This window comes from Amaricoccus sp., from assembly GCF_036846665.1.
Lineage (GTDB): Bacteria > Pseudomonadota > Alphaproteobacteria > Rhodobacterales > Rhodobacteraceae > Amaricoccus.
Genome location: NZ_DAIUBO010000046.1, coordinates 1 through 20,798, shown reverse-complemented (window position 1 = coordinate 20,798; position 20,798 = coordinate 1). Strand labels below are relative to the sequence as shown.

The 20,798-nt window shown below is 70.5% G+C and carries 18 protein-coding genes and 1 pseudogene; 5 read left to right on the top strand and 14 right to left on the bottom strand.

Annotated features, from left to right (window positions below):
* From V7050_RS06625 to V7050_RS06600, 6 genes are all read right to left on the bottom strand, one after another.
* Positions 1–584 (bottom strand): squalene/phytoene synthase family protein (locus V7050_RS06625; RefSeq protein WP_324410403.1); only part of this gene is annotated, 584 nt, incomplete at its 3' end.
* Positions 585–643: 59 nt separating this feature from the next.
* Positions 644–2,281, bottom strand: coding sequence for a citramalate synthase (cimA, locus tag V7050_RS06620; protein WP_324369638.1), 1,638 nt, complete (start codon positions 2,279–2,281; stop codon positions 644–646).
* A complete protein-coding gene (cysS, locus tag V7050_RS06615) occupies positions 2,278–3,690 on the bottom strand; it encodes a cysteine--tRNA ligase (RefSeq protein ID WP_324369639.1) in 1,413 nt (470 codons plus the stop codon). Before cysS ends, cimA begins: the two co-directional genes overlap by 4 nt.
* Positions 3,691–3,868: 178 nt before the next feature.
* On the bottom strand, positions 3,869–4,486 hold the full coding sequence (locus tag V7050_RS06610) for a GNAT family N-acetyltransferase (RefSeq protein ID WP_324369640.1): 618 nt from the start codon (positions 4,484–4,486) through the stop codon (positions 3,869–3,871).
* Between the two features lie 214 nt (positions 4,487–4,700).
* The gene (xseA, locus tag V7050_RS06605; protein ID WP_324369641.1) at positions 4,701–6,179 is read right to left on the bottom strand and encodes an exodeoxyribonuclease VII large subunit; all 1,479 of its coding nucleotides are present in this window, start codon (positions 6,177–6,179) and stop codon (positions 4,701–4,703) included.
* Positions 6,180–6,199: 20 nt separating this feature from the next.
* Complete coding sequence (locus V7050_RS06600) at positions 6,200–6,814, bottom strand: glutathione S-transferase family protein (RefSeq protein WP_324374139.1); 615 nt, start codon at positions 6,812–6,814, stop codon at positions 6,200–6,202.
* A gap of 354 nt (positions 6,815–7,168) precedes the next feature.
* On the opposite strand from V7050_RS06600, the gene purD reads away from it, so the two are divergent.
* On the top strand, positions 7,169–8,422 hold the full coding sequence (gene purD / locus V7050_RS06595; protein ID WP_324365965.1) for a phosphoribosylamine--glycine ligase: 1,254 nt from the start codon (positions 7,169–7,171) through the stop codon (positions 8,420–8,422).
* Between the two features lie 103 nt (positions 8,423–8,525).
* Here the strand turns inward: purD and V7050_RS06590 are convergent, their stop codons facing one another.
* The gene (locus tag V7050_RS06590) at positions 8,526–9,842 is read right to left on the bottom strand and encodes a nucleobase:cation symporter-2 family protein (RefSeq protein ID WP_324365963.1); all 1,317 of its coding nucleotides are present in this window, start codon (positions 9,840–9,842) and stop codon (positions 8,526–8,528) included.
* Between the two features lie 297 nt (positions 9,843–10,139).
* Here V7050_RS06590 and V7050_RS06585 point away from each other — a divergent pair, with 297 nt between their 5' ends.
* On the top strand, positions 10,140–11,453 hold the full coding sequence (locus V7050_RS06585; protein ID WP_324374141.1) for an APC family permease: 1,314 nt from the start codon (positions 10,140–10,142) through the stop codon (positions 11,451–11,453).
* A 34-nt stretch (positions 11,454–11,487) separates the two neighbouring features.
* On the opposite strand, the gene V7050_RS06580 is transcribed toward V7050_RS06585, so the two are convergent.
* Positions 11,488–11,811 carry a 2Fe-2S iron-sulfur cluster-binding protein gene (locus V7050_RS06580; RefSeq protein WP_324365959.1) on the bottom strand — a complete coding sequence of 108 codons (324 nt, stop codon included), beginning with the start codon at positions 11,809–11,811 and terminating at the stop codon, positions 11,488–11,490.
* Positions 11,812–11,956: 145 nt separating this feature from the next.
* Here V7050_RS06580 and V7050_RS06575 point away from each other — a divergent pair, with 145 nt between their 5' ends.
* The gene (locus tag V7050_RS06575) at positions 11,957–12,394 is read left to right on the top strand and encodes an OB-fold nucleic acid binding domain-containing protein (protein ID WP_324365957.1); all 438 of its coding nucleotides are present in this window, start codon (positions 11,957–11,959) and stop codon (positions 12,392–12,394) included.
* Positions 12,391–12,945: a GNAT family N-acetyltransferase gene (locus V7050_RS06570; RefSeq protein WP_324365955.1), complete on the top strand. Its 555-nt coding sequence runs from the start codon at positions 12,391–12,393 to the stop codon at positions 12,943–12,945. The genes V7050_RS06575 and V7050_RS06570 overlap by 4 nt, the downstream gene beginning before the upstream one ends.
* Before the next feature lie 466 nt (positions 12,946–13,411).
* Here V7050_RS06570 and V7050_RS06565 read toward each other — a convergent pair whose 3' ends face one another.
* From V7050_RS06565 to rpiA, 6 genes are all read right to left on the bottom strand, one after another.
* The gene (locus tag V7050_RS06565) at positions 13,412–14,932 is read right to left on the bottom strand and encodes a DegQ family serine endoprotease (protein WP_442885350.1); all 1,521 of its coding nucleotides are present in this window, start codon (positions 14,930–14,932) and stop codon (positions 13,412–13,414) included.
* Between the two features lie 132 nt (positions 14,933–15,064).
* A complete protein-coding gene (locus tag V7050_RS06560) occupies positions 15,065–15,253 on the bottom strand; it encodes a DUF2065 domain-containing protein (RefSeq protein WP_324365953.1) in 189 nt (62 codons plus the stop codon).
* Positions 15,246–16,163 (bottom strand): protease modulator HflC, encoded by a 918-nt coding sequence (hflC, locus tag V7050_RS06555; RefSeq protein WP_324365951.1) that lies wholly within the window; start codon positions 16,161–16,163, stop codon positions 15,246–15,248. The genes V7050_RS06560 and hflC overlap by 8 nt, the downstream gene beginning before the upstream one ends.
* Positions 16,163–17,356, bottom strand: coding sequence for an FtsH protease activity modulator HflK (gene hflK / locus V7050_RS06550; protein WP_324365949.1), 1,194 nt, complete (start codon positions 17,354–17,356; stop codon positions 16,163–16,165). Before hflK ends, hflC begins: the two co-directional genes overlap by 1 nt.
* A 73-nt stretch (positions 17,357–17,429) precedes the next feature.
* Complete coding sequence (gor, locus tag V7050_RS06545; RefSeq protein ID WP_324365947.1) at positions 17,430–18,779, bottom strand: glutathione-disulfide reductase; 1,350 nt, start codon at positions 18,777–18,779, stop codon at positions 17,430–17,432.
* A 7-nt stretch (positions 18,780–18,786) separates the two neighbouring features.
* Entirely contained in the window at positions 18,787–19,548 is a 762-nt protein-coding gene (gene rpiA, locus V7050_RS06540) for a ribose-5-phosphate isomerase RpiA (protein ID WP_324365945.1), read from the bottom strand.
* A gap of 167 nt (positions 19,549–19,715) precedes the next feature.
* On the opposite strand from rpiA, the pseudogene V7050_RS06535 reads away from it, so the two are divergent.
* Positions 19,716–20,798 (top strand): annotated as a pseudogene (locus tag V7050_RS06535) (L-serine ammonia-lyase); the annotation flags it as partial.

The following is a 20,798-nucleotide window of genomic DNA, read 5'->3' as shown; positions in this document are numbered from 1 at the left end:
AGCCAGCCGGGCAGCAGGGCCGGCAGGACCGCCCGCGGCACGAGGTGCCGCCGGGCGCGGGCCTCGGCCAGCGCCTGCAGCCCCTCGGTGGCGAGCGCCTCGACCGGGACCGTCGCCGGCAGCGTCGCATGGCCCCGCGCCCGAAGCTCCGGCAGGGCACGCAGGAGCGCGGCGATGCCGGTGCCGAGGGCGAAGCGGCGCACCACGTCGAGCGCCGTCTCGGGCGCCCCGAGATGCAGCGCGGCCAGCACCATGACATGCCCCGCGGTCCGGTCGATCTGCCGCAGGAGCGCCGGCCGGTCGGCGTGGGGTGCGGGTCCGGCATCGAAGAGCCGCGCCGCGATGGTCTCCTCGAAGAGCCCTCGCGGCAGATCGCCGGCGCGGATCGTCTCGGCGAGCGGTTCCACCACCTCGTGCCGGCGCGGCCTCGCCCCCGCGTAGATCTCGGCCACCGCATCCTGCCACCATTGCAGGCGGATCTCGGCGAGCATCGGCTCGGAGGCGAGCCAGGGCGCGCGGGCGATCTCGAGATTGAAGGCATAGAGCGCCATCAGCCCGGCGCGGCGGTCCGGCGGCGCCGTCATCGCCGTGCGCCAGCGGTCTGGATCCCCGCGCCGCACGAGATCGGCGCAGGCCGCGGCGCTCACACCGTGCCGGCGACCGGGGCGCCGTCGCGCACGAGCTTCCAGAGGATCGCGTCCTGGAGCGCCTGGAAGCTCGCATCGACCACATTGGCCGAGACCCCCACGGTCGACCAGCGCCGCCCCTGCCCGTCCTCGCTGTCGATGAGCACCCGGGTCACCGCCTCGGTGCCGCCGGAGGTGATGCGCACGCGGAAATCCACGAGCTTCATGTCGTCGATATAGGATTGGTAGGGGCCGAGGTCCTTGCGCAGCGCCCGGCTGAGCGCGTTCACCGGGCCCTGGTCCGCGTGGGTGACCGGGTCCTGGCTCTCGGAGACGCTCATGACGCGCTCGGTGCCGAAGCGCGCCACCACCACCGCCTCGGAGACGGTGACCATCTCGCCGCGGGCATTGGTGCGGCGCTCGACGGTGACGCGATAGCGCTCGACGTCGAAGAAGGCGGGCATGGTGCCGAGCAGCCGGCGGGCGAGAAGCTCGAAGCTCGCCGCCGCCGCGTCATAGGCATAGCCGCGGTCCTCGCGCTCCTTGACCTCGGCGAGGATCGCGGCGAGCGCCCCGTTCAAGCCCGGCACCTCGATCCCGGCCTTGGTCAGCCGGTCGCGCAGGTTCGACTGGCCGGCCTGGTTGGAGACCGGCACGAAGCGGGCGTTGCCCACCACCTCGGGGGCCACATGCTCGTAGGTGGTCGGATCCTTGAGGATCGCCGAGGCATGCAGCCCCGCCTTGTGGGTGAAGGCCGAGGCGCCGACGTAGGGCGCGGCGGCGTTCGGCACGCGGTTGAGGATGTCGTCGAGCAGGCGGCTGACGCGGGTGAGCCGCTTCAGCCCGTCCCGGTCGACGCCGATCTCGAAGCGGCTTGCATAGGGTTCCTTGAGCATCAGCGTCGGGATCAGGCTGACGAGATTGGCGTTGCCGCAGCGCTCGCCGAGACCATTCAGCGTGCCCTGGATCTGCCGCGCGCCGGCATCGACGGCGGCGAGCGTATTGGCGACGGCATTGCCGGTGTCGTCATGGGTGTGGATGCCGAGCCGGTCGCCGGGAATGCCGGCGGCGATCACCGCCTCGGTGACGGCGCGCACCTCGGCGGGCAGCGTGCCGCCGTTGGTGTCGCAGAGCACGATCCAGCGCGCCCCGGCGTCGCGGGCGGCGCGCAGGCAGTCGAGCGCATAGCCGGGGTTCGCCCGGTAGCCGTCGAAGAAATGCTCCGCATCGAAAAGGGCTTCCCGGCCGAGGCGCACCAGATGCGCGAGGCTCTCGCGGATGTTGTCGAGGTTCTCTGCGAGGGTGATGCCGAGCGCGGTCGCCACGTGGAAGTCGTGGGTCTTGCCGACGAGGCAGACCGCCGGGGTGCCGGCATTGACGACACCGGCCAGCACCTCGTCGTTCGCCGCCGAGCGTCCGGCGCGCTTGGTCATGCCGAAGGCGGTCATGGTGGCCCGCCCGAGCTTCGGCGCCGCCTCGAAGAAGGCGCTGTCGGTGGGATTGGCCCCCGGCCAGCCCCCCTCGACATAATCGATCCCGAGCCCGTCCAACGCCTCGGCGATCCGCCCCTTGTCCTCGGCGGAGAAATCGACCCCTTGCGTCTGCTGCCCGTCGCGCAGGGTCGTGTCGTAGAGGAAGAGCCGCTCGCGGGTCATACCAGCGCCCCGAGTCGCTTGCGATCGACCTCCTGCCGAACATAGGCGAAGGGGCCCTCACTAAGGCTTCGAAGTTCTACACCTAAAGAATCGAGGTCCGAACGAATTTCGTCGGCACGCGTGAAGTCCTTTGCAAGCCGCGCTTCCTGCCACGAGTCCCGAAGCCTCCTGACCACTGCGACCAAACTTGCGTCTAGGTTGGAAGGATACTCGACTCCGTTCTCGACTGTCGTGACGGCCATCCAATCCGAGAGGCCGGGATCAAGCAGTCCGATGAGACGGGCGCCAGCGAGCAGGCCCGCCCAGTCACGCTGGCCCGCCAGCCTGTGCAGCGCAGTGATCGCGGCGGGCGTATTCAGATCATCCGACAGCGCGCCCAGGATTTCAGAAGACACCGTGCCGTTGGCCGCGACCGCCTCGTTTTCCCAGGCGCTCTGCCGCCAACCCAATAGAGTCGCGCGCGCCTCCTCGACCTTTTCCTCGCTGAAATCCATCGGCTGGCGGTAGTGCGTCGAGAGCAGGACGAATCGGATCACCTCGCCGGGGATGCCGCGGTCGAGCAGGTCGCGCACGGTGAAGAAGTTGCCCAGGGATTTGGACATCTTCTCGCCTTCCACGTTGAGAAAGCCGTTGTGCATCCAGATGTTGGCGAAGGATCCTTCGGGATGGGCGCAGCGGGACTGCGCCACCTCGTTCTCGTGATGCGGGAAGACGAGGTCGATGCCGCCGCCGTGGATGTCGAAGGAGGGACCCAGCAATTCGTGGGCCATGGCCGAGCATTCGATGTGCCAGCCGGGCCTTCCCCGGCCCCAGGGGCTCTCCCAGCCGGGCAGGCCGGCCTCGGAGGGCTTCCAGAGCACGAAATCCATCGGGTCGCGCTTGTAGGGCGCCACCTCGACCCTGCTGCCTGCACGCATCTCGTCGAGCGAGCGGCGGGCGAGCTGGCCGTACTCCGGATAGCTCGCGACCGAAAAGAGCACATGCCCCTCGGCGGCATAGGCATGGCCCTTCGCGATCAGCGTCTCGATCATCGCCACCATCGGCGCGATGAACTCGGTGGCCCGGGGCTCATGTGTCGGGGGAAGCGCGCCGAGCGCGGCCATGTCGTCGTGATACCACCGGATCGTCTCGTCGGTGATCGCGCGGATGTCGCGCCCCGACTCGGCCGCCCGCGCGTTGATCTTGTCGTCGACGTCGGTGATGTTGCGCACATAGGTGACCTGCTCCGGCCCGTAGACATGGCGCAGCAGCCGGAAGAGCACGTCGAAGACCACCACCGGCCGCGCGTTGCCGATATGGGCGCGGTCGTAGACCGTGGGGCCGCAGACATACATGCCGATCCGGCCCGGGTCGGTCGGCAGCGGTTCCTTGCGGCGGGTGCGGGTGTTGTAGAGCGTGATCTCGGTCATCTGTGCGTCTCGCGGGTTTGCCGCGGGCGGGCTATCACGTCGGACCGGATTTGGGAACGGGAAGCGCGCCGCGGACTGGGGTCAGCGGATAATGCAGATCGCGATGCTGCGGCACGTCTTCATGGCCCCGCTTATGCGCCCTTCCGCGCCCCGGATCAAGCCCGCGCGAGGCGCGCCGTCACCGGGCGGCGGCGGCGGGAACCGCGCGGAACACCTGCTCGGCCAGGCGGCGGCGCAGGTAACCCCGGGTCAGCTCGGCGACATCGAAGGTGATGAAGGCCTCGCCGCCATCGGTCTCGATCGAGGCGCCGGCCTTGCGCGCCAGCACCAGGAAGGACGTGTTCGCGCTCATCGTATAGGCCAGGATGCGCCTGACGCCGCGCCGGGCGAGCAGGCGCGCGCCGGTCTGGACCAGATAGGTGCCCACGCCGCGGCGGCGCAGCGCGCCGTCGACGCTGATGCCGAGCTCGGCATCGCCGCCCTCGACCGCGAATTCCGCCAGGGCCCGAACCGGGCCCGGCTCGTGGAACGGGCCCGACCAGAGCGGGCCGTCATGGGCGGCAAGGACGAGCCCGCTGCGATCCCAGCTCGACCGGACATGGTGCTCGACATGGCCGTCGTTGACGGCGGTGCAGAAGCGCATGCGGCGATCCTCGGGGCTCAGGGCCAGCAGATGCGCGATCATGCCGGGCGCATCCGCGGGACGGGCCTCGCGGAACCCCAGCCCGGCATGGGCGGCGCAGGGAACCGGCACCGGCCAGCCGATGAAGCTGATATTGGGCAGCCCGTAGACCATGGTTCACCCTTTCGGTCAGGCTCGCTCGGGCGCCGGGAAACCATCGCCGGCGCATTGTGCGGTCGCAGCATTTCTTTCGCACCTGCAGAATTTGGGGGCCCGTCCGCGGCCCGGCAAGCCTGCACACGGAAAATTCACGTCGCGGCGCCGAGACCGCGCGCGGGAGGTCGCTTCGTTTCGCGTCCCGGCCGGCGGGACGCGACGGTGGAGAAGGTCAGAAGAGCGTACCCTGCTCGGGCGGGCGCTTGCGGCGGCTTCGCACGCGCATCGGGCGCGTGGCGACGCGGCCGTCGCTGAACTCGAGTTCCAGCATCGCCGCCTCGCGCGCCCCCGCCGCCCGCGTGAGCACCGCGCCCGAGGCATCGCGCACCAGCACGAAGCCGCGCGCCAGCACCGATTTCGGCCCGAGGCTCGCCAGCGTCCGCCCGAGGCCGTCGAGCCCCGCCCGGGCGTCGCGCACGTGGCGGACGAAGGCGCCTTCCAGCCGGTCGCCCCGCGCGGCGAGGCGCTCGCGACGCTGGCCGAGCCCGCGGGCGAGGCGCTCGGGCGCGAGGGCCGCCGCGAGCAGGTCGAGGTCTCGGCGGCGGCGGGCATTGCCGAGCGCGAGCAACCCCGGCCCGAACCGCCCGGCCGCCCCCTGCCCCAGCTGCAGCCGCCGCGCCTGCGCCACGCCGCGCAGCGCCCGCGGCAGCCGCAAAGCCAGCCCGTCGAGCCGCTGGGCGCGCTCGGCCACCAGCGCCTCGGGCCGCGGCAGGCCGCGCGCCAGATCGCGCAGCCGCTGGCCGCGCTGGGCGATGCCGCGCGCCAGGGCCGCGCGCCGCCGCTCCTCGAGCCCCGCGAGCCCGGCCAGAAGGTCGAGCCGCACCGGGACCGCCATCTCCGCGGCCGCAGTCGGCGTCGGCGCGCGGCGGTCGGCGGCGAAATCGATCAGCGTCGTGTCGGTCTCGTGGCCCACCGCCGAGATCAGCGGGATGGCGCTTTCGGCGGCGGCGCGGACCACGATCTCCTCGTTGAAACCCCAGAGATCCTCGAGGCTGCCGCCGCCGCGCGCCACGATCAGCACGTCCGGGCGCGGCACCGGCCCGCCGGGCGCGAGCGCGTTGAAGCCGCGGATCGCCGCCGCGACCTCGACGGCGCATTTCTCGCCCTGAACCGTCACCGGCCAGATCAGCACCGGCCGCGGGAAGCGCTCGCGCAACCGGTGCAGGATGTCGCGGATCACCGCGCCCGAGGGCGAGGTGACGACCCCGATCACCTCCGGCAGATAGGGCAACTTCCGCTTGCGGCCCTCGTCGAAGAGACCTTCGGCCGCGAGCGCGGCGCGGCGCTTCTCCAGCATGGCCATCAGCGCACCGATGCCGGCGGGCGCCAGATCCTCGATGATCATCTGGTATCGCGACGAGCCGGGAAAGGTGGTGAGCCGGCCGGTGCAGACCACCTCCATGCCCTCCTCGGGCAGCACCGCGAGTCCCCGCGCGGTGCCCTTCCAGATCACTGCCGCCAGCACCGCGCGGTCGTCCTTCAGATCGAGATAGAAATGGCCCGAGGCCGGGCGCGACACCCGCCCGATCTCGCCGCGCACCCGCACCCGCCCGAATTCGCCTTCGATGACCCGCTTCACCGCCCCCGAGATCTCGGAGACGGTGAACTCGGGGGCATTGCCACCCGGCTGGGGATCCTCGATCAGGTCCATGGTTCCTCGTCGGCCTGCGCCTAGGCCGGCGTCGCGTACCAGGCGACGACCGCGGGATGGCTCCGGATCCCCGCGGCGACCGCCTTGAGCTTCGGAAAGGCATCGAAGATATCGGCCGGGATGTCGTCGAGGCCCCCGCCGGTGATCCACCGGTCGACCACGAAGAGCTTGATGTCGGCGACACCCGGCCCCTCGCCGCCGACGAACGGACCCGCGCCGATCGCGCGATCGACGCAGCGCCCCCATTGCGGCAGGTAGTCGGCGGCGAGTTGCTGTCGCGCCGCCTTCTTCTCGGCGGGATCCCGAATGCGCGTGGTGGGCGAGACCCGGTGCCGCAGATCCTCGGCCGCGTCCATCAGCGCGTCGTGCCGGGCCGCCTCGAAGGGATCTTCCGGGTAGAGCCCGTGCTTGCGGCCGATGAGCCGCAGGATCGCGTTGGACTGCCCGAAGACCCCGCGGCCCTCGAGCTCGAGCGTGGGCACCGCCGCGAAGGGCAGGTCGGGCTTCAGCTGCGCGAAGGTCTCCCGGCTGATGCGGTTGTCCTCGAACGCCATTCCCGCCAGGACCAGCGCCAGGCGCACTTCCTCGCCGCGGCTGCCGGAGAAGTCGAAATAGGTGACGATCGGCTTGGACATGATGCTCTCCCGTTGACCGCCGGTTGTGTCGCCCGCCGAAGCGGGCGCGGAACAATCACCGAGCGCAAGCCGAATGACAAGCCCGACGGCCGGCCTCTCTTGAGCCATCGCATCTGGATCTCATCCTTTCCCCTTCGACGGCCCCGCCACAGGACGAGGGCAGCGCCCGCCTGGCGGGCGGGGCGGGATGGCGACGCTGGGCGCGCCGGCAACTCGGGCGAACGGGCCGCGTTGCCGAATGGAGTTTGCCTGGCCCAGCCTTGCGCAGGAGCCGTGCATCCTCCACGGCACACGGGTTGCGCCCCCGGCCCGCCGTGGGTATCAGCCGCAGTTCCAGCACGGGGGACGGCCGGCATGAACATCCTGATCCTCGGCGGCGGCGGGCGGGAGCACGCGCTGGCCTGGGCTTTCGCGCAGAACCCCAAATGCGACCGGCTCTGGTGCGCCCCCGGCAATGCCGGGATCGCCGAGGAGGCCGAATGCGTGGCCCTCGATATCCTCGACGGCCGCAAGCTGCTCGCCTTCGTGCGCGACAAGGCGATCGACTTCGTGATGATCGGCCCCGAGGCGCCGCTGGCCGAGGGCGTCGCCGACGTGCTGCGCGAGGCGGGCGTGACCACCTTCGGACCCGGCCGCGAGGCGGCGCGGCTGGAAGCCTCCAAGGCCTTCACCAAGGAGATCTGCGCCGCCTGCGGCGCGCCGACCGCCGCCAGCCAGACCTTCACCGACCCCGAGGCGGCGCGGGCCTATGTGGCGCGCGAGGGCGCGCCGATCGTCGTCAAGGCCGACGGGCTCGCCGCCGGCAAGGGCGTGACGGTCGCCGCCACCGCCGCCGAGGCGCAGGCCGCGCTCGATGCGATCTTCGCCGAGGGCCCCGGCGCGCGGGTGGTGATCGAGGAATTCATGACGGGCGAGGAGGCGAGCCTCTTCGTGCTGGCCGACGGCGAGGATTGCCTCGTGCTCGGCACCGCCCAGGATCACAAGCGCGCCTTCGACGGCGACGAGGGCCCCAATACCGGCGGCATGGGCGCCTATTCGCCCGCGCCGGTGATGACGCCGGCGGTCACCGAGGCGGCGATGGCCCGCATCCTGCGCCCGACGCTCGCCGAGATGGTGCGCCGCGGCACCCCCTTCCGCGGCCTGCTCTATGCCGGGCTCATGGTCGAGGCCGGGATCCCGCGGCTGGTGGAATACAACGTCCGCTTCGGCGACCCCGAGGCGCAGGTGCTCGCCACGCGGCTCGGCGCGCAGCTGCTCGACGCCTGCCATGCGGCGGCCGAGGGGCGGCTCGCCGAGGCGCGGATCAATTTCGCCGAGGATCATGCGCTCTGCGTGGTCATGGCCGCGCGCGGCTATCCCGGCGCCTTTGCGCGCGGCGAGGCGATCGCCCTGCCCGAGATCGACGATCCGCGGGTGCACATCTTCCACGCCGGCACCCGGCGCGAGGCTGCGACCCTCGTCTCGAACGGCGGCCGCGTGCTCAACGTCACCGCGCGGGCCGAAAGCCTCGCGGCGGCGCGCGACCTGGCCTATGGGGCGCTCGATGCCGTCGACTGGCCCGGCGGCTTCGCCCGCCGCGACATCGGCTGGCGCGCGCTGGCCGAGTGACCCGACGCCGCCCGGGCGATGCGCAGGCAACCCCCCTCTCAAAATGAAGCGCGGCGCCCGAGAGCGCCGCGCCGGTAGTGGATGAGCCTGAGCCGCTCTGGCGTCAGTGCGCGTGCGCCGATTCGTCGGCTTCTTCCCAACCGTTGTAGACGAGGTTGAGAATCACCGCCGTCACCGCCGCGAGAAGGATGCCGCTGTGAAGGAGCGGCCCGAGGAAATGCGGCATCTGGTCGAAGAACTTCGGCGAGAGCTCCGGGACGAGACCCATGCCGATGGCGATGGCGACGATATACATGTTGTGCCGCTTCTCGCCGTGGAACTCGACCCCGTGCAGGATGCGGATGCCGGTCGCCGCCACCATGCCGAACATCACGATTCCCGCGCCGCCGAGCACGAACTGCGGCACCGAGGCGACCAGCAGCGCGAGCTTCGGCAGTAGGCCGAGCGCGATCATGATGATGCCGCCGGCGATGGTCACGTAGCGGCTGCGCACTCCGGTCACGCCGACGAGGCCGACGTTCTGGGAGAAGGACGTGTGCGGGAAGGTGTTGAGGATGCCGCCGATCAGCGTGCCGAGGCCGTCGACGCGCAGACCCTTGGCGAGATCCTCCTGGGTGATCCGCCGGTGGGTCAGCTCGCCGAGGGCGAGGAACATGCCCATCGATTCGATCATCACCACGACCATAACGATGCACATCGTCAGGATCGCCACCACGTCGAACTTCGGCGGTCCGAACATGAAGGGATAGATCGCCGCCGCCCAGGGCGCATCGGCGACCCCGGCAAAGCTCACCTGCCCCAGCGCCAGCGCGATCAGGAAGCCGATGATGAGGCCCACCAGCACCGAGATATTGGCGAAGAAGCCCTTCACGAACTTGGTGATGAGGATGATCGAGGCAAGCACGATCAGCGCGACGCCGAGATAGAGCGGCGCGCCGAAGTTCGGGTTGCCGACACCGCCGCCCGCCCAGTTGGCCGCGACCCGAAGCAGCGACAGGCCGATCACCGAGATGATGACGCCGGTCACGACCGGTGGGAACATCGGTAGCAGGCGGCTGATGAAGGTCGCCGCGAAGATGCCGAAGACGCCGGCCGCCATCACCGAGCCGAAGATCCCCTGGATCCCGAGATCGGGGTTCGCCGCCATGGCCAGCATCGGCCCGACCGCGGCGAAGGTCACGCCCATCATCACCGGCAGCCGGATGCCGAACTTCCAGAAGCCGATCGACTGGATCAGCGTGACGATGCCCGCGCAGAGCAGGTCGGCGTTGATGAGCAGCGCCACCTGGTCCTTCGGCAGCTTCAGCGCGCCGCCGATGATGAGCGGCACGGCGACGGCGCCGGCGTACATGACCAGGACGTGCTGCAGACCGAGCACGGACAGCTGGCCGACGGGAAGGATCTCATCGACCGGGTCCACGGTCGTGCCTGGCCCGTCTGCGGCGCCCAGGCTGCTTGTTTGAATATTCGACATTCTGCGTTGCATCCCCCATTGCGGTTAGTCGGCGCCCTGAGACCTTACGAGGATCGTGCGATACCCCAAGCCACCGTGGCGGCATCAAGCCGTTCCGCCGCCCGGAAGGCAACTGCCCTCGCAGCGCAAAGTGCTTCGTGTCGAACAATAAAATGACCCGGCGCCGCGCAGGACATGATTCCATGGAAGTGGCCGCGGCTTCGTGGCAGGCTCCACCCTGCGGCAGGTCGGCAGGGGAGCGCAATGGCATCGGATGACGCGGCGGGCCTCGGCACCTTCTCGACGCTCTCCATCGGCATCGGCGGCATGGTCGGCGGCGGAATCTTCGCGGTCACCGGCCTGACCATCGAAGTCACCAGGGGCGCCGCGCCGCTCGCCTTCGTCATCGCCGGGGTCGTCGCGCTCCTGACCAGCTATTCCTACCTGAAGCTGACGCTCGCCTTTCCGGGCGAGGGCGGAACCGTGGAATTCCTCAACCGCGGCTTCGGCGACGGCGTGCTGACCGGGGCGGCCAATATCCTGCTGCTCCTGAGCTACGTGGTGCTGCTGGCGGTCTATGCCTATGCCTTCGGCAGCTACGGCGCGGATTTCCTGCCTGAGGAGGGCCGCGGCTTCTGGCAGCACGCCCTGATCAGCGGCGTCCTGATCGGGCTGCTGGCGATCAACGTGCTGGCCGCCCGGCTGGTGATCCGCTCGGAGAATTTCTTCAACGGGCTGAAGATGCTGCTGCTCGGCGGCTTCATCCTCGCCGGCTTCCTCACGCCGATGGACTGGTCGCGGCTTTCACCGGAGTATGCGGTCAGCCCGATGGGGCTGATCGCCGGTGCCATGCTGATCTTCCTCAATTACGAGGGGTTCGAGCTGATCGCCAATGCCTCGAAGGACGTCGCCGACCCCCGCCGCTCGCTGCCCGTGGCCTATATCGGCGGCGTGCTGATCGCCATCCTGCTCTATGCGCTGATCGCGATCGTGGTGCTGGGGCATCTGAGCTTCGAGGCGATCGCGGCTCGTCGCGACACGGCGCTCTCGGCCGCGGGCGAGGCGATCCTGGGGCGGGCGGGCTTCCTGGCCGTCGCGGTCGCGGCCCTGACCGCCACTTCCTCGGCGATCAACGCCACCTTCTACAGCACCGGCCGGCTGACCTACATCGTCGCCAAGACCGGCGAGCTGCCGCGCGAGCTGGAACGCCCGATCCGGGGCGAGCATGCCGAAGGCACGCTGATCGTGGCAGGCCTGGCGCTGCTGATCGCCAATCTCGTGCCGCTGGAGGCGATCGCCACCATGGGCAGCGCCGGGTTCCTGCTGATCTTCATGGGCGTCAACATCGCCAATGTCCGCCTCGCGCGCCAGACCGGCAGCCGTGCCTGGATCTCGGCGCTCGCGGCCTTGGCGACCGGCCTCGCGCTGGTGGTGCTCTGTGTCGAGGTCGACGAGAATCCCGCGACCCGCAACCATCTCTGGATCCTCGCGGGCATGATCGCGGTCTCGCTGGCGATCGAGATCGTCTATCGCGGGATCACCGGGCGCAGGCTGCGCCTGGGCGGCGCGCGGCGCTGACCGCGCAGCCCGGCCGGCGGGAGCGCCGCCAGCCTCAGATCTGCTTCTCGGGCATGCGCACCACCAGCCCGTCGAGCGCGTCCGAGACCTTGAGCTGGCAGGTCAGCCGGCTGAGGTCGGGGTCGGGCTCCCAGGCGAAGTCGAGCATGTCCTCCTCCATCGCCTCCCGCGGCGGCAGCTTGTCGATCCAGGCGGCGTCGACATAGACATGGCAGGTGGAGCAGGCGCAGGCGCCACCGCAATCGGCCTCGATACCGGGGATGTTGTTGTCCCGCGCGCCTTCCATCACCGTCAGGCCGTTCCTGACCTCGACCTCGTGCGGTGTGCCGTCGTACTCGATATAGGTGATCCGTGCCATTCTGGAAGCGCCCCCGGACGATGCGTGTAGCGGCGGCTATCTAGACCTCCCGCCCGCGCTGGGCCATCCCCAATCACGACATTCTTGCCTTCGCGGAAAAATGTTCTATCTTCGTTCGCATCGCGCATCCGCCCGTCCTGAGCCTGTGACCGACCCGAGCCCCTTCCGGCACCTTCGCCCGACCGCCAGCCGGCCGCCGCCCTGGCCGCGCCCGCCGCGGTGCCTGGCCGCCGGCGCGCTCGACGTCCCGCCGGACGGGGCGCGGGTGGCGGTCGCCGGGCTGGTGATCTGCCGCCAGCGCCCCGGCACGGCCAAGGGCGTGATCTTCCTCACGCTCGAGGACGAGACCGGCGTGGCCAATGTCGTGGTCTGGGCAGCGGTCTTCGAACGCTTCCGCCGCGCGGTGATCGCCGGGCGCTGCCTGAAGGTCACCGGCCGGCTGCAGCGCGACGGCGACGTGGTGCATCTGGTCGCCGAACGCGTCGAGGACATCTCCGCCCTGCTCGACGAGATCGTCACCCTGACCCTGCCCGACGGCCCTCCGCCCGCCCCGAGCGGCCCCGAGGCGCGGTACGCGCCATGACGCTCGAGATCCGCCCCGCCGACTGGGAGGGCTTCGCCGCCGTCATGGGCGAGCGCGGCGGCTGCGGCGGCTGCTGGTGCATGCTCTGGCGCCGCTCGAAGGCCGAGATGGACGCCGGCATGGGGGCGCCCAACCGCGCGGCCATGGCCGATCTCTTCGCCCCGGGCGATGGACCGGGCCTCGTCGCCCGGCGCGACGGCCTGCCGGTCGGATGGATCCAGGTCGACCGCCGCGCGGCCTTCCCGCGGCTCGCCCGATCGCGCGTGCTCCGGCCGGTCGATGCGCAACCGGTCTGGAGCGTCGCCTGCTTCCTCGTCGACCGGACCGCCCGCCGGCAGGGCGTCTCGGTGGCGCTGCTGCGCGCGGCCTGCGGTTTCGCCCGCGATCGCGGCGCCACCATCCTCGAAGGCTATCCCGTGGACCCGCCGAAGCCGCGCTATCCGCCGGTCTATGCCTGGACCGGCTTCGTGGGCACCTTCCGCGCCGCCGGCTTCGAGGAGGTGGCGCGCCACGCGCCCACCCGGCCGATCATGCGGCGGCATCTCGCCTGATACGGTATCCTGTATCTGAGGCGCGGCCTGGTTGAAAGCGGCTGCGGGGTCCGGCGGCCTGACGGTTTCCAGGTCCGCCGCCGCGCGGGCGCTTGCTGCCGTGCGGCGGCGCGATCATCGCCCAGCCCGGCCCCGGGCGCGAGTGCCCGCTCAACCATTGTCTGAAAACATGTGCAATAACAATATATTGCGCAGCGTTCCGCTGTGGGACACCACCCCCGGCCGGCCCGCCGGGGGTGCGCGGCAGGTCCATCGCACCAAGAGCGGCTTCGACGTCGGCGGGCTGAGTCGATCGGGCAGAGGTAGCAGGACATTCTTGCGGCTGAACCCGTCGGGAAGCATCCCGAGCCGATCGAGCGGACGCCGGATGAACGTCAACGAAAGGAGAAACCCCGCCGAGGCCAGCTCGGCGGGGTTTCTGTCGCTCCGGCGGAGGCGGGCGCGGCCCGCCTCCGGAGGGCATGGATCAGCTGCTCAGGCTCAGCGCCACGAAGCGCGGCGTGCCGTCACGGCGTACCAGAAGCAGCAGCGAATTGCGCCCGGCTTCCTCGGCGGCCTCGATCTGGTCGCGCATGTCGCGCGGCGTGGCGACCGGCTCGCGGCCGACCTCGGTGATCAGGTCGCCTTCCCGCATTCCCTTCCCGAAGGCGTCCGAATCCTCCTCGACGCCCGTCACCACCAGCCCTTCGACATCCGCGTCGAGACCGAACTGCTGGCGCAGCGCCTCATCGACGGTCGCGAGCGTCATGCCGAGCACCACGGTCTCTTCCTGCGCCATGGACTTGTCGTCCCGAGGCGCGCCGGGCGCCGAGGCCAGCACCGGCTCCTCCAGCCGTCCGATCGCGACGCTGAGCCGCTCCTCCTTGCCGTCGCGGAAGACCACCACATCGACCTCGCGCCCGACCTCGGTATCCGCGACCACGCGCACCAGCTCGCGCGTGTCCTCGATCGCCTCGCCGTCGAATTCCAGGATCACGTCGCCGGACTTGACCCCGGCGGTCGCCGCCGGCCCCTCGGGCACGTCGGTGACCAGCGCGCCCGCGGCGACCTCGAGCCCGAGCGCGTCGGCCACGTCCGGATCGACATTCTGGATGCGCACCCCGAGCCACCCGCGCCGGGTCTCGCCGAAGTCGCGCAGCTGGGCCACGACCCGCTCCACCACCGCCGAGGACATGGCGAAGCCGATGCCAATCGAGCCGCCGTTGGGGCTCAGGATCGCGGTATTGACCCCGATCACCTCGCCGTCGACGTTGAAGAGCGGCCCGCCGGAATTGCCCCGGTTGATCGCCGCGTCGGTCTGGATGAAATCGTCGTAGGAGCCCTGGAGCGTGCGGTTCCGCGCCGAGACGATGCCGGCGGAGACCGAGAAGCCCTGGCCCAGCGGGTTGCCGATCGCCACCACCCAGTCGCCGACCCGCGCCGCGTCGGAATCGCCGAAGCTCACGAAGGGCAGCGGATCCTCGCTCTCGACCTTCAGGAGCGCGATGTCGGTGCGCGGGTCGTGGCCGATCAGCTTCGCCGGCAGCTTGTCGCCGTCGAAGGTCTCGATCTCGATCTCGTCGGCGCTCTCGATGACGTGGTTGTTCGTGACGATATAGCCGTCCTCGGAGATGATGAAGCCCGAGCCGAGCGCGCTCGAGCGGCGCGGCACGCGCGGCATGCCGTTGCGTCCCCCCGGCTGGCGGTCGAGGAAGTCGTTGAAGAAGTCCTCGAAGGGCGAGCCCTCCGGCAGGACCGGGCGCATGCTGTCGTCGACCTGGGCCACGTTCGTGGTCGTGGTGATGTTGACCACCGCCGGGCTCAACCGTTCGGCGAGATCGGCGAAGCTCTCGGGCATGGCGCCCGTGAGCGCCATGGCCGGCGCGGTGTAGGTCGCCCCCAGCGGCATCGCCAGCGCCAGGGCCAGCGCCACCGCCGTCAGGGGCCGGGTCGCGCGCCGCAGGCCGGCGCTGGTGCTCTCGGGGGATACGGTCAGGCTATCCAACATCTCTGCTCCTAGCTCTCGGCTCCGGCGTCTGCGATGCGCCGTCGCCGTCTCTCCTCGTCTCACCTTTCAGTCGCGTATATAGCACTCTTCACGCAAGTCACGCCTTCGTGCCGTCACGCCGACGTGACACGCTCACCCCCTGGCGATCCAGACCAGCGTCACGCCCGCCGTCACCGCGAGCAGGCCGATCAGGCGCCGGTGCTCGACACCGAGCTGCTCGATCAGCTCCAGCACCTCGCGCAGACGCGAAGGGGCCAGTGCAAGCACCAGCCCCTCCAGGATCGCCACCAGCCCGAGGCCGAGCAGCAGATCGTCAATCATTCGCGTCCGCGCCGCCCTCCGCAGCCCCCGCCGCCGCCGTTGGCCGGCCCGAGGGCGAGCTCAGGTAATCGAAGAACGTGCTGTCGGGTTCCGCCATCAGCGTCGTGTTCTCGCCTTTCAGCGAAGACTTGTAGGCCTCCATCGAGCGCAGGAAGGCGAAGAACTCCTCATCGCCGGTATAGGCCTCGGCCAGGATGCGGTTGCGCTCCGCATCGGCCTCGCCGCGGATGATGTTGGCGTCGCGCTCGGCCTCCGAGACGATCTCGATCGCGGTCCGGTCGGCCTGGGCGCGCAGGCGCTGCGCCGCCTCGTTGCCGCGGGCGCGCTCGTCGGCCGCCTCGCGCTCGCGCTCGGCCTTCATGCGCTCGAAGGTCGCCGTCAGGTTCTGCTCGGGCAGGTCGGCGCGCTTGAGCCGAACGTCGATGATGTCGACGCCCAGGTCGCGGGCCTCGATGATCGAGGCGTCGCGGATGCGGTTCATCAGCCCGACCCGGTCCGCCGAGAGCACCGCCTCCGACCGCACCGAGCCCAGCGCCTCGCGCACGTTGGCGGTCAGGATCGCCTCGAGCCGCTGTTCGGCCGCGGCCATGCCGCCGACACCGACGGCGCGGCGGAACTGCTCCACGTCCGCGATGCGCCAGCGGGCGAAGGCATCGACGATCAGCCGCCGGTCGTCGAGCGGCGTGACCTCGAGCGCGCTGGTCTCCAGGCCCTGGATCCGCGAGTCGTAGAAGACCACGTTCTGGATGAAGGGCACCTTCGCCGCGAGGCCCGGATCCTCCTTGACCGCCTTTACCTGGCCGAACTGCAGCACCATCGCCTTCTGCCGCTCGTCGACGACGAAGAATGCGTTGACCGCCAGGAAGGCGATCGCCACGAGGAGGATCACGAGGATGGGAAAGCGGCGCATCACTGGGTCACCTCCTGCTGGCGGCGCAGTTCGTTGAGGGGCAGATAGGGCACCACGCCCTGGCCGCCGCCCGCGGCGTTCGGCGTGTCCATGAGGAACATCTGCACGTCTCCCAGCACATCCTCCATCGTCTCCAGATAGAGGCGCTGCCGCGTCACGTCCGGCGCCTTGACATATTCCGTGAGCACCGCCCTGAAACGGCTCGCCTCGCCGGTGGCGGCATTGACCACCTGCGCGCGATAGCCTTCGGCCTGCTGCAGGGTCTGCGCAGATTCGCCGCGGGCGCTCGCCAGCCGCTCGTTGGCATAGGCATCGGCGCGGTTCTGCAGGGTCGAGCGCTCCTGCCGGGCCGCCTGCACCTCGCGGAAGGCGTCGATGACCTCGCTCGGCGGGTCGGCCTTGTCGAAGTTGAGGCGGACGATGTTCACGCCCGAGCCGTATTCGTCCAGCGTGGCCTGGATCAGTTCCCGCACCTCCTGGCTGATGATGCCGCGGTCGCGGCTCAGGATCGGCGAGAGCTCGGAGCGCGACACGACCTCGCGCATCGCCGATTCCGACACCGCCTCGATGGTCGATTCCGGATTGGAGAGGTTGAAGAGGAACTGCGCCGGATCGCTCACGTTCCAGACCACCTCGAAATTGATGTCGACGATGTTCTCGTCACCGGTCAGCATCAGCCCCTCGCTGGCGCCGCGCACCGTGCCCGAGCCGATCTCGACCGTGTTCTCCCGCGTCACCGGCAGGATCTCGTGGGTCACGATCGGCCAAGGCGCAAAATTGAGACCGGGATTCTTGACGCATTCCCCGCGGCACTTGCCGAAGGTCAGCTCCACCGACTGCTCCTCGGGCTTGACCGTGTAGAAAGACATCAGGAGCCAGACGCCGACCAGCCCCAGCGCGATCAACCCCAGCCCGCGCTTGCCGATGCCCGGGCTTCCGCCACCGCCGCCACCCGGCCCGCGGCCGCCGCCACCGGACTTCCGCCCGCCCATCAGGATCTTCAGCTGCTCCTGGCCCTTACGCACGATCTCGTCGATGTCGGGCACCTGCGGCGATCCGCCGGGGCCACCCTTCCCGCCCTTGCCGCCGCCAGTGCCCCAGGGGCCGCGTCCGCCGCCGTCCTTGCCGTCGCCGTCGCCGCCGTTCCTATCGCCGCCACTGCCCCAAGGGCCGCCGTTCTTGCTGTAAGGCATTCGCCTTCGCGCTCCTCATTCCCTATGTCAGGCTCGCAGGTTAGTTGTTCCCGCGACCGTCGATTTCAAGATGTCACGCCGCGTCGGAGCGCATCGTGACCAGCTCTTCGGCGGCGGTGGGATGCACCGCCATCGTGGAATCGAAGTCTTCCTTGGTCGCACCCATGCGGATCGCGACGGCGGCGAGCTGCACCAACTCCGCCGCGCCCGGCCCGACGATATGGCAGCCCAGGACCCGGCGGCTGCCGGCCTCGACCACCAGTTTCATCAGCATCTTCTCCCGACGCCCCGCGAGGATATTGGCCATCGGCCGGAAGCGCGTGCGGTAGATCTCCACGCCCCCCGCGGCCCGCGCCTCGGCCTCGGTCATCCCGACGGTGGCTAGCTCGGGCCGGGTGAAGACCGCGGTGGGGATCATGAGATGGTCCGGCCGGACCGGCTGCGCCTTGAAGACCGTCCGGGCGAAGGCCTCGCCCTCGCGGATCGCCACCGGCGTCAGCGCCGCGCGGTGGGTCACGTCGCCCACGGCGAAGATCGACGGCACCCCGCTCTGCGACCATGCATCGACCGCCACGGCGCCGTCGGCCTTCAGCTCGACCCCGAGCCGTTCGAGCCCCAGTCCGGCGGTATTGGGGCGGCGCCCGGTGGCGAAGAGCACCGCATCGACCAGATGCGCCTCGCCGTTGTCGAGCTCGACGCGCAGGCCCCCGCGGTCCCGCGCGATCGACACCAGGTCGCGCTGGATCTCCAGCACGATGCCGCGCTCCCGCATCGCCGCGGCGAGGTGGTCGCGCAGATCCGCGTCGAAGCCGCGCAGGATCTGGTCCCCCCGGTAGAGCTGGGTCACATGGGTGCCGAGCCCGTTCATGATCCCGGCGAATTCGCAGGCGATGTAGCCGCCGCCGACGATGATCATGCGCCCGGGCTGCGCCTCGAGCTGGAACATCTCGTTGGAGGTGATCCCGAGCTCGCTGCCGGGGATTTCGGGCACCACCGGCCAGCCGCCGGTGGCGATCAGCAGGTGCTTGGCGGTATATTCCGCGCCCGTCGCGAGCCGCACCCGATGCGCGTCGGCCACCACCGCCCGCGCGCCGAAGAGCGCCACCCCCGCCCGCCGCAGCCCGTCGTGATAGACCGCCTCCAGCCGCGAGATCTCGGCATCCTTGGCCGCGATCAGGTCGCACCACTCGAATCGGGCGGGACCGACCTTCCAGCCGTAGCCGCGCGCATCCTCGAAGGCATCCGCGAAACCCGCGGCATAGACCATCAGCTTCTTGGGAACGCAGCCGCGGATCACGCAGGTGCCGCCGTAGCGGTATTCCTCGGCCAGCCCGACCCGCGCGCCGGCCTCGGCCGCCACCCGGGCGGCGCGCACGCCGCCGGAGCCGCCGCCGATCACGAAGAGGTCGAAATCGAAACTCACCCGGGCCTCACGCGTCCTCGTCGCGCATCAGCTCGATGGCATCGGGCACGAGGCGCCGCTGGACGACCTCCGCCGCACCGTTCTCGAAGCCGACCACCACCGTGTCGGCCATGCCGATGAAGAGCCCATGCTCGACGACACCGGGCAGGCTGTTGAGCGCCACGGAAAGCCGGGCCGGATCCCGGATGCGTCCCAGGTGCAGGTCGAAGATGTGATGCCCCTCGTCGGTGATCAGCGGCTCGCCGCTGCTCATGCGCACGGTCACCTCGCGGCCGTCCACGTCCATGTCCGCGAGCACCCGCTCCACCGCCGTCTTGGTCACCGGCCAGCCGAAGCGCACCACTTCGACCGGCAGCGGGAAGGCGCCGAGGTGCTCGACCCGCTTGCCCGGATCCGCCACCACCACCATGCGATCGGCGGCGCTCGCGACGATCTTCTCCTGCAGGAGCGCCGCCCCGCCGCCCTTGATGAGGTTGAGGTCGCCGTCGAATTCGTCGGCCCCGTCCACGACCAGGTCGATCCGGTCGCTCGCCTCCAGCGACTTCAGCGGCACGCCGAGCTCCTCCGCGAGCCAGGAGGTCGTGCTCGAGGTCGCGACCCCCACCACCTCCAGCCCCTCCGACTTCATGCGCTCCGAGAGGAGCCGCACGAACCAGGCGGCGGTCGATCCGGTGCCGAGACCGAGCGTCATGCCGTCCTCGACCATGTCGAGCGCACGCGCCGCCGCGGCGCGCTTGGCGATGTCGGCGGGGGAAAGGCTGTTGGACATTGGGCCTCCGAGCGGGGTGGGTGGCGTTATAGGCCGAATGCGCCTCGACCGAAAGCCGATTTCCCGGCGCTCCGACCGCCCGCGCCGCCCCAGGCGCGGCGAGACGTCGCATTTCGTCGTGCACGGGCGGCCCGGCATGCCTATATGCCGGCAAAAGGGAGCGGACGATGTTTCTCAGCGTCTTCGACATATTCAAGCTCGGCATCGGCCCCTCGTCGAGCCACACCATGGGCCCGATGGTCGCGGCCGGAAGGTTCCTCGACCTCCTGCGCAACGGCGCCGACCGCATTCCCGGCGCCGGCGAGGCCGCGCGCCTCGGCGCCCGCCTGCACGGCAGCCTCGCCTTCACCGGCAAGGGCCATGCGACCGACCGCGCGGTGATCCTCGGCCTCGCGGGATTCGAGCCGGAGAGCTTCGACGCGCTCCGCGCCGCGACGGTGCTCTCGCGCATCCGGGAGACCGGGCGCATCGCGCCGCCGGGCCTGCCCGAGATGGACTTCGACCCGGAGGCTGACCTCGTCTTCGACTACGGGCCCGCGCTGCCGGGCCACGCCAACGGGCTGGTGATCTCGGCCCGGGACGCGGCGGGCAATCTCTATCTCGAGGAGACCTATTATTCCGTCGGCGGCGGCTTCGTGCTGACCGCGCGCGAGCTCGAGGCCCCCGCGGCCAGCACCGAGGCGGCCGCGGTGCCCTTCCCCTTCGGCTCCTGCGCCGAGATGCTGGAGTTGGCCACGGCATCGGGCCGCTCGATCGCGGAGATGCAGCGCGCCAACGAGGTCGTGCACCACGGGCCCGAGGCGCTCGATTCCGGGCTCGCGCGGATCTGGGAGGCGATGGCGGCCTGCATCGACCGCGGCCTCGCCGGCGAAGGCATTCTGCCCGGCGGGCTCAAGATGCGCCGCCGCGCCCGCGCCATCCATGAGCGGCTGATGGCCGAGCGCGGGCGCAACCTCGCCGCCCCCCATACGGTCAACGACTGGATCGCGGTCTATGCCATCGCGGTCAACGAGGAGAACGCCGAGGGCACCCAGGTGGTCACCGCGCCCACCAACGGCGCCTCCGGGGTGGTGCCGGGCGTGCTGCGCTACTGGCTCGACCACGTGCCGGGCGCCTCGCCCGCGGGCATCCCCGATTTCCTGCTGACGGCGGCGGCCATCGGCGGAGTGGTTTAGTCCAACACCCCGTTCTCCGGGGCCGCGGGCGGCTGGCCGGGGGGGGTGGGGTGGGCCGCCCCCATGGCCGCCGCC

Bases quoted from the DNA above. Each gene is read 5' to 3' on its own strand.
- V7050_RS06600 (WP_324374139.1), bottom strand. From the start codon at position 6,814: ATGTCCAAGCCGATCGTCACCTATTTCGACTTCTCCGGCAGCCGCGGC.
- V7050_RS06570 (WP_324365955.1), top strand. From the start codon at position 12,391: ATGACGCTCGAGATCCGCCCCGCCGACTGGGAGGGCTTCGCCGCCGTC.
- cysS (WP_324369639.1), bottom strand. From the start codon at position 3,690: ATGACCGAGATCACGCTCTACAACACCCGCACCCGCCGCAAGGAACCG.
- V7050_RS06580 (WP_324365959.1), bottom strand. From the start codon at position 11,811: ATGGCACGGATCACCTATATCGAGTACGACGGCACACCGCACGAGGTC.
- xseA (WP_324369641.1), bottom strand. From the start codon at position 6,179: ATGGACCTGATCGAGGATCCCCAGCCGGGTGGCAATGCCCCCGAGTTC.
- purD (WP_324365965.1), top strand. From the start codon at position 7,169: ATGAACATCCTGATCCTCGGCGGCGGCGGGCGGGAGCACGCGCTGGCC.
- V7050_RS06610 (WP_324369640.1), bottom strand. From the start codon at position 4,486: ATGGTCTACGGGCTGCCCAATATCAGCTTCATCGGCTGGCCGGTGCCG.
- rpiA (WP_324365945.1), bottom strand. From the start codon at position 19,548: ATGTCCAACAGCCTTTCCCCCGCCGACATCGCCAAGCGCGCCGCGGCG.
- V7050_RS06560 (WP_324365953.1), bottom strand. From the start codon at position 15,253: ATGATTGACGATCTGCTGCTCGGCCTCGGGCTGGTGGCGATCCTGGAG.
- V7050_RS06565 (WP_442885350.1), bottom strand. From the start codon at position 14,932: ATGTTGGATAGCCTGACCGTATCCCCCGAGAGCACCAGCGCCGGCCTG.
- cimA (WP_324369638.1), bottom strand. From the start codon at position 2,281: ATGACCCGCGAGCGGCTCTTCCTCTACGACACGACCCTGCGCGACGGG.
- hflC (WP_324365951.1), bottom strand. From the start codon at position 16,163: ATGCGCCGCTTTCCCATCCTCGTGATCCTCCTCGTGGCGATCGCCTTC.
- V7050_RS06585 (WP_324374141.1), top strand. From the start codon at position 10,140: ATGGCATCGGATGACGCGGCGGGCCTCGGCACCTTCTCGACGCTCTCC.
- hflK (WP_324365949.1), bottom strand. From the start codon at position 17,356: ATGCCTTACAGCAAGAACGGCGGCCCTTGGGGCAGTGGCGGCGATAGG.